This is a genomic window from uncultured Novosphingobium sp. (assembly GCF_964277725.1).
GTDB lineage: Bacteria > Pseudomonadota > Alphaproteobacteria > Sphingomonadales > Sphingomonadaceae > Novosphingobium > Novosphingobium fluoreni.
Map to the genome: position 1 here is coordinate 1 of NZ_CAXYKL010000251.1, position 7,301 is coordinate 7,301.

The 7,301-nt window shown below is 64.1% G+C and carries 9 protein-coding genes; 1 reads left to right on the forward strand and 8 read right to left on the reverse strand.

All coding sequences use genetic code 11. From position 1 onward, the window contains the following. From ACHWRX_RS13890 to ACHWRX_RS13925, 8 genes are all read right to left on the reverse strand, one after another. A partial coding sequence (locus ACHWRX_RS13890; protein WP_394659628.1) for a patatin-like phospholipase family protein occupies positions 1-377 on the reverse strand: 377 nt, incomplete at its 3' end. Positions 378-453: 76 nt separating this feature from the next. Then, complete coding sequence (locus ACHWRX_RS13895; RefSeq protein WP_394659629.1) at positions 454-1,254, reverse strand: TrmH family RNA methyltransferase; 801 nt, start codon at positions 1,252-1,254, stop codon at positions 454-456. Between the two features lie 6 nt (positions 1,255-1,260). Then, positions 1,261-1,539 (reverse strand): HPr family phosphocarrier protein, encoded by a 279-nt coding sequence (locus ACHWRX_RS13900; protein WP_058737533.1) that lies wholly within the window; start codon positions 1,537-1,539, stop codon positions 1,261-1,263. Next, positions 1,536-1,940 (reverse strand): PTS sugar transporter subunit IIA, encoded by a 405-nt coding sequence (locus ACHWRX_RS13905; RefSeq protein WP_288484946.1) that lies wholly within the window; start codon positions 1,938-1,940, stop codon positions 1,536-1,538. Before ACHWRX_RS13905 ends, ACHWRX_RS13900 begins: the two co-directional genes overlap by 4 nt. Positions 1,941-1,988: 48 nt before the next feature. Next, the gene (gene rapZ / locus ACHWRX_RS13910; protein ID WP_394659630.1) at positions 1,989-2,960 is read right to left on the reverse strand and encodes an RNase adapter RapZ; all 972 of its coding nucleotides are present in this window, start codon (positions 2,958-2,960) and stop codon (positions 1,989-1,991) included. A 45-nt stretch (positions 2,961-3,005) separates the two neighbouring features. Then, a complete protein-coding gene (locus ACHWRX_RS13915) occupies positions 3,006-3,440 on the reverse strand; it encodes an HPr kinase/phosphorylase (RefSeq protein WP_394659631.1) in 435 nt (144 codons plus the stop codon). Beyond that, complete coding sequence (locus ACHWRX_RS13920) at positions 3,437-5,005, reverse strand: stimulus-sensing domain-containing protein (protein WP_394659634.1); 1,569 nt, start codon at positions 5,003-5,005, stop codon at positions 3,437-3,439. The genes ACHWRX_RS13915 and ACHWRX_RS13920 overlap by 4 nt, the downstream gene beginning before the upstream one ends. Continuing rightward, positions 4,998-5,774, reverse strand: a complete 777-nt coding sequence (locus tag ACHWRX_RS13925; RefSeq protein ID WP_394659632.1) for a response regulator transcription factor — start codon at positions 5,772-5,774, stop codon at positions 4,998-5,000. The genes ACHWRX_RS13920 and ACHWRX_RS13925 overlap by 8 nt, the downstream gene beginning before the upstream one ends. 223 nt (positions 5,775-5,997) lie before the next feature. Here ACHWRX_RS13925 and ACHWRX_RS13930 point away from each other — a divergent pair. Then, positions 5,998-7,301, forward strand: a 1,304-nt coding sequence (locus tag ACHWRX_RS13930; protein ID WP_394659633.1) for a phosphoenolpyruvate carboxykinase (ATP), incomplete at its 3' end; no start/stop codon positions are given.

Here is a 7,301-nt window from a genome sequence, read left to right on the forward strand (position 1 = left end):
GCCGCGCGCGATCCCGGGCGGGCATCGGGGTCCAGCAGGACATCGACATCGGCCGTTTCCAGCCACAACTCGGTCAGGGGCTCGAGTGATTGTCCGGAGTGAATGGCCTGGGCCAGGAACACGCTGTTGATGCCCCCGGCGCTCGCCCCGGCGACGATATCGGTGAGGATGCGAAGGCGAACCCCGTGTTTGGCCTCCAGCGCGCGCAAAAGATCGAGATAGATCGCCATGCTGCCGCCAGGCTCATCGTCGCCAGACCCGAAAGCGCGGCTGGCCTGCAGCGCTTTCCACAATTCCTTGGTGACGCCGTGCATGTAGACGGCAAGGCTGACCCCGCCGTAGCAGACAAGCCCGATCCGCAGTTCCTTCTGCCGCATCGTCGGATTGTGGCAGAGCCCGTCCGCCGACGCCACCACCTATGTCGAACGCGACCTTCGCGGGAGGGGCGGACCGTTAGCCCTCCAGTCGGGCAAGCGCCTCATAAGCCAGGACGGCTCCGGCCACGGCGGCATTCAGGCTATCGGCGCGGCCGCGCATCGGGATGGTGACACGCAAGTCGCACTCCGCCTCGTAAGTCTCGGGCAAACCTTGCGATTCGTTGCCGATCAGGAGGAAGCACGGCGCGGCGTAGGCGGCTTGGCGGTAGTCCGTGGGATCGCGCAGAGAGGCTGCGACGAGTAGCCCCGGGCCGCTGCGAAGCCAGGGCACGAATTCGTCCCAGCGCGTCGTGGCGATCCGTTGCGTGAAGACCGCCCCCATGCTTGCCCGGACGGCTTCTACCGAAAAAGGATCCGCGCAGTCGTCGATCAGGATGAGCCCGCCCGCACCCACCGCGTCGCCCGTGCGCAGCATGGTGCCCAGGTTGCCCGGATCACGCAGCGCCTGTGCCACCAGCCAAATCGGCGCGGCGTGACGATCAATCCCGGCCAAGCGCGTATCGAACTCGGCGAAGACGCCGGCCACGGCTTGCGGGTTGTCCTTGCCCGTGACCTTGGCAAGAATATCCTCGTCCATCTCGATCACTTCGCCGCCACTTGCCACGACAGCGCGCTCCAACTCGTCGAGGAGGGGGTGGGGAGGACGGCCGCTGGCCATCACCAGCTGTTCGGGCAGGATTCCGCAAGCGCGCGCATCGGTCAGCAGGCGCAGTCCCTCGGCGAGGAACTTGCCCTCACGCCGGCGGTGTTTCTTCTCGCGCAAGGAGCGCAGGAACTTGACGGTGGGGTTGGAGAACCCGGTGATCGTGCGACGCAAGGCGGCTCAGTCCTCGCCGAAGCCGTCCTTGACGAGACCGGCCAGCTGACCCAGCACGCGCTCGGCATCGTCCCCCGAGACGGCGATCTCGATCGTGTCGCCCTTGGCCGCGCCCAGCATCATCAGGCCCAGGATGGAGCCCCCCGCGGCCTCTACCCCGTCCTTACTGACGGTGACGGTGCAGCTTGGCGGAAGATCGCTGACCAGGTTGACGAACTTGGCGCTGGCCCGCGCATGCAGGCCGCGCTGGTTAACGATGACAATGTTTTCGCGGCAATCGATCATGCATCCTGCCCCAGATATTCCGACGCGATCGTGATGTAGTTGCGCCCGGCATCGCGCGCGGCCGACGCAGCCTCGCGCACCGACATACAGCGGCGGGCCTTGGCGAGACGGATCAGCATCGGCAGATTGATCCCGGCGATCACCTCGACTGTGCCAGATTGCATCAGCGAAATGGCGAGATTGGAGGGCGTGCCGCCGAACAGATCGGTCAGGATGACGACGCCTTCGCCCTGGTTAACGTCTTTGATTGCGCGCGCGATTTCCGCCCGGCGCTGCTCCATGTCGTCGCTAGGGCCGATGCAGACGGAGACGACCGCGGGTTGCGCGCCGACCACATGCTCCATGGCTTTCACGAATTCGACAGCCAGATCGCCATGCGTGACGAGGATCATGCCGATCATTGGGAAACACCGCTCCGAAAATGCTGTGAACGCAACCGCGCGTCTCTCCTAGTGGTCACGTCGCGGGCTTCCTTCCAGAAGGTCGGCGGCACGTGCGCCCAGGTTGCGGTGCAGCAATGTGGGCGAAAAGCCACGCTCACGCAAGGCCGAGACCATCTGCATTGCGGTGAAGACTGACCGATGACGGCCGCCCGTGCAGCCAAATGCGATATGCACATAGGATTTTCCCTGAGCACTGTAGCGCGGAAGCAACAGCAGCAGCAGGTCGCGAATCCGCTCGAACGCCTCGGCGTAAGCGGGATCGCGCTGGATATGTTCGCCCACGGCCGCATCTTCGCCGGTGAGAGGGCGCAGTTCCGGTACCCAATGCGGATTGTCGAGAAAGCGCATGTCGAACACCAGGTCCGCCACCGGAGGCATCCCGCGTGAGAAGCCGAAGCTGGAGACGGTGATCGTCAGCTCCTTGCTGTCTTCGTCGCCAAAGCGTTCGCGCATGGCGCGCTGCAGGTCGTTGCTGGTGAACTCGGTCGTGTCGACGAGGATGTCCGCCCAACGACGCAACGGTGCAAGCAGCTCGCGTTCGGCGCGGATGCCGGTCGCCACGGGCGTGTCGCCGGCCAACGGATGGCGGCGGCGCGTCTCGTTATAGCGCCGCTCCAGCTCCTGGCTCGAGCAATCGAGAAACAGTGTGGTGATCTCAAGGTCGGACCGCGTGCCCAGCTCCTTCACCATTCGGATGATCGCCTGGGGGTCAAAGCCGCGCGTTCGGGAATCGAAGCCGATCGCCAGTGCTCCGCGGGTTTCACCGGTGGCTTGTCCGAAGGCCTGTGGGGTATCGATCAGCCGATCGAGCAGCCGGATCGGGAAGTTGTCCACCACCTCCCAGCCCAGGTCTTCCATCACGCGCAACGCGGTCGTCTTGCCCGCGCCCAGCATGCCGGTCACCAACATCAGGCGCTGACGTTGGCCAATCTCGCTGCCGGAACCAGTCTTGTCGCTGGAAGTAGACTCGTCTGTCATGGAAACACGCTTGTGCGCCTTGTGGTGCGCGAAGGGAAGACCGCCTTAAGTCCAATTTTCCGGACCGGGACGCCCAAAATGACGCAAGGCCAGCTCGACTTTCAGAGCGGGGGGCGCGGGCTCAGGCCAGAGCGACACGGCGGGCAGGGCTGTTCCCAGCCTCTCAACCGCCTGCGCCGCCTCGATGTGGCGGGGAGCATCTGCGCGCAGCTCTATCAGCAGTGCAATCTCGACCGGATCGCCGACCGGGAAGGGCAGGATGCCAAGGTTGCGCACTTCAAGCAGGCCTTGGGTACGGGGATGGGGCAGGGCGATGAGCCGCCCCTCGATGGACCGGAGCAGCACCCCGTCATCACCCACTAACACCGCTCCTCGATCGATCAGCGCCAGCGCGAGAGCCGATTTACCGCTTCCCGGCGGCCCCTCGATCAGGACGCCTCGTCCCCCGATCGCGACACATGTGGCGATGTGGGGCGTCATTGGCGTTCCCTCCACAAAGGCAGGCTCATTTCCAATCGCGCCCCAGTTTGGCCATCGGTGCGCGACGTGGCGATCAGGCGGCCAAAATGCGCCTCGACGATGGTGCGTGCGATGGCGAGACCCAAGCCACTGTGCCGGCCGAATTCCTCGTTTGCGGGTCGCAACGAGTGAAACCGCTCGAACACCTTTTCGCGCACGCTTGCGGGGATGCCCGGCCCCAGGTCGGAAATCGCCACGATCACGCGGTCGCCCTCTTGCGCCAGTTCGATTTCGATCACCGCGCCTTCGGTGGAGAAAGACACCGCGTTATCAAGCAGGTTGTGCAGTACCCGTTCCAGCCGCGCAGGATCGCCCGGCACCACCATGTCGGCGTCGTCCAGGCGGCTAACGATCAAGCGGCAGCTACCGTTTACCTTGCGTGTGTCCCGCTCGGCGACGATCGCCAGGACCAGCCGCAGCATGTCCACCGGCTCGAACGTGGTGCGGCTCAACTGCGCATCGATGCGGCTGGCATCCGCGATCTCGGTGATGAGAAAGTCAACCCGGCGCACATCATCTGTAGCGATGGCCACAAGCTGGCGGCGCAAATCCGGATCGGTCACCCGGTCGAGGTTTTCCAGCGAGTTGCGCAAGGAAGCGAGGGGGTTCTTCAATTCATGTGAGACATCGGCCGCGAAGCTCTCCACGGCGTCGATCCGCTGGCGCAGCGCCGTGGTCATGTCCGAAATGGCGCGCGCGAGCAGGCCGATCTCGTCGCGACGGTCCGGCAGGCGTGGCACCACCACCTTGCGGTCCCGCCCGAGCCGAACCCGCACCGCCGCCCGCACCAGGGTGCGCAAGGGATCGACGATCGTGCGCGCAAGGAACAGGGACAGCAGGATCGAGATCACCAAAGCTGCGCCGACTATAATGGCCAGCGTCTGGCGGGCTTCGCGCACGTATTCGGTGATATCGCGGGCGTTGCGCGTCATCAGCAGGGCTTCACCGGCACTGCCCACCGGCGTGGCGGCAGTGATCACCGGCGTCTGGTCCGGCGCGGCGCGGCGGCGCGAGACGGTACTGGTGGAGCGTAGCGCGTCCCCGATCTCGGGCCAGTTGGCAGCATCACTGTCGGCTGGATCGCGGTAGGGTGGTGTGGGCGATGCGCCCAGCACGAAGTCCATCGCCCGATCCAAGGTTCGCGCCGCCTTCTGCAAGGGTGGCTCGCGCGCGGGATCGATAAAGGCGAAAGAAGGCGGCGCCAATGCGAAGCTGTCCGCAACCAGCTCTCCCGCCTTGTCGTAAAGACGCAAGCGCAAGTGCTGCATCGCGCCGATCCGCGCCATCAGCAGTTTCTGCTCGGCGCGTGGCTGGCCATTCAAGGCCGCCGCCGTCACCTCCGCCTCGATCCGCGCCAGCCGGAACCGCTCGGCGAACAATTCGCGGCGATAGCTGTCGATGTAGAATAGACTGCCGGCCATCAGCGCCAGAGCGATCACGTTAACAGCCAGGATGCGCGAGGTAAGCGACACACCCCAGGGCCAGCGCCGGGGCACCGTCAGCCGTTGCCGCCAACCATCACCCATCTGAAAACGAATATCCCGCGCCATAGAGCGTATCGATCGCGTCGAACTGGGGGTCCACGGCGCGGAATTTGCGGCGCAGGCGCTTGATGTGGCTGTCGATCGTGCGGTCGTCCACGAAGACATCCTCGCTATAGGCGGCGTCCATCAACTGATTGCGGCTTTTCACGACGCCGGGCCGCATCGCCAACGCCTCCAGGATCATGAATTCGGTCACGGTCAGCGAAACTGCCTTTGCATCCCAGGTGATGTGATGGCGGGCCGGGTCGAGCGACAGTCTGCCGCGCACGATCGTGCTGACCTGCTCTTCGCCCGAGCTGGCCTCCCCCAGGTTGCGGCGCAGTTCGGAACGGCGCAGGATGGCGCGGATGCGGGCCACGAGGAGGCGCTGGCTGAACGGCTTGGCGATATAATCGTCAGCGCCCAGGGCCAGTCCCAGTGCCTCGTCCGGCTCCTCATCCTTGGATGTCAGGAAGATGACCGGCAGCGCCGATTGCGCTCGCAAGGCCTCCAACAGTTGCAGTCCGTCCATACGAGGCATCTTGATATCAAAGATCGCCAGGTCGGGCGGATTGTCGAGCAGGGCCTTCAAGGCGGTTTCGCCATCGGTATAGACCCGCGTCGCGAAGCCCTCCGCCTGAAGTCCGATAGAGACGGCGGTCAGGATGTTGCGATCGTCATCGACCAGGGCGATGGTTTGCTGGCGCGGAGATGGGACGGGGCCAGGCGATCCGCTGCTGGGCGCATTATCGGGGCCTTGCAAAGCAGTCATCGATGAAGCAACCGCCGATTAGTTATCAAAATGAAACAGGCGTGTGGGGGTAAACGCTTGGCGGGCTGCTGACAATGAATCGAATGCAGATGCAGAATCGAGGCATCTGTGCTAAACACGAGCACTGTTGGTGATATTTGACGGAATGACCCCGCGCGCTTATCGCGCCTGCGATTCTCTAGCAATCACTGCTGCCCGGCGCTTTTCCCCGAGCGCCACACTTATGGAGACGACCTTGACTGCATCGCTCAGCTATCCTCTCGACCGCCAGGGCATTACCACCGACGCGACGATCTTCGCCAACCTGGGCACTGCGCCGCTGGTCGAACATGCCGTGGCCAATGGCGAAGGGATGCTGGCAGCAGATGGTCCTTTCGTGGTGCAGACCGGCAAGCACACCGGCCGTTCCGCCAAGGACAAGTTCATCGTCAAGGACGCCGAAACCGAAAATACGGTGTGGTGGGGCAAGACGAACGTGCCGATGACGCCAGAGCACTTCGCCAATCTCAAGGAAGATTTCTTCGCCGCGCTGGGCGGCAAGGACAAGCTTTACGTCGCCGATCTGTTCGGTGGCTCGCAGCCCGAGCATCGCGTGAACGTGCGCGTGATCAACGAATTCGCGTGGCATAACCTGTTCATCCGCACGTTGCTGGTGCGCCCCAAGGCTGAGGAGCTGGCCAGCTTCACGCCGGAATACACCATCATCGATCTGCCCAGCTTCCGCGCCGATCCGGCCCGCCACGGCAGCCGTTCCGAAACGGTGGTCGCGGTCAATTTCTCCGAGAAGCTGATCCTCATCGGCGGCACTGCTTACGCCGGCGAGATGAAGAAGAGCGTGTTCGGCATTCTGAACTACCTGCTGCCGGTGAAGGGCGTGATGCCGATGCACTGCTCGGCCAACATCGGACCGGACGGCAAGACCGCGGTATTCTTCGGCCTGTCGGGCACGGGCAAGACCACGCTGTCCGCCGACGCCAGCCGCACCCTGATCGGTGACGACGAGCATGGCTGGTCTGACACTGCCGTGTTCAACTTCGAAGGCGGCTGCTACGCCAAGATGATCCGCCTTTCGGAAGAGGCAGAGCCGGAAATCTTCGCCACCACAAAGCGCTTCGGCACGGTGCTGGAGAACGTGGTGATCGATCCCGAGACCCGGAAGATCGACCTCGACGATAACGCTCTGGCTGAGAACAGCCGCGGTTCCTACCCGATCGACTTCATCCCGAACGCTTCGGAAAAGAACCTGGGTCCGGTTCCGGCCAACCTGATCTTCCTCACCGCCGACGCTTACGGCGTGTTGCCTCCGATCGCGCGCCTCACCCCCGATCAGGCGATGTATCACTTCCTCTCGGGCTACACCGCGCGCGTTGCCGGTACCGAGATCGGCGTGACCGAACCGGAAGCGACCTTCTCCACCTGCTTCGGCGCGCCGTTCATGCCGCGTCACCCCTCGATCTACGGCAACCTCCTCAAGGAGCGTATCGCCAAGGGCGGTGTGAAGTGCTGGCTGGTGAACACCGGCTGGTC

Coding starts and splice junctions, on each gene's coding strand:
- ACHWRX_RS13900 (WP_058737533.1), bottom strand. CDS start 1,539: ATGATCGATTGCCGCGAAAACATTGTCATCGTTAACCAGCGCGGCCTG.
- ACHWRX_RS13905 (WP_288484946.1), bottom strand. CDS start 1,940: ATGATCGGCATGATCCTCGTCACGCATGGCGATCTGGCTGTCGAATTC.
- rapZ (WP_394659630.1), bottom strand. CDS start 2,960: ATGACAGACGAGTCTACTTCCAGCGACAAGACTGGTTCCGGCAGCGAG.
- ACHWRX_RS13915 (WP_394659631.1), bottom strand. CDS start 3,440: ATGACGCCCCACATCGCCACATGTGTCGCGATCGGGGGACGAGGCGTC.
- ACHWRX_RS13920 (WP_394659634.1), bottom strand. CDS start 5,005: ATGGGTGATGGTTGGCGGCAACGGCTGACGGTGCCCCGGCGCTGGCCC.
- ACHWRX_RS13925 (WP_394659632.1), bottom strand. CDS start 5,774: ATGACTGCTTTGCAAGGCCCCGATAATGCGCCCAGCAGCGGATCGCCT.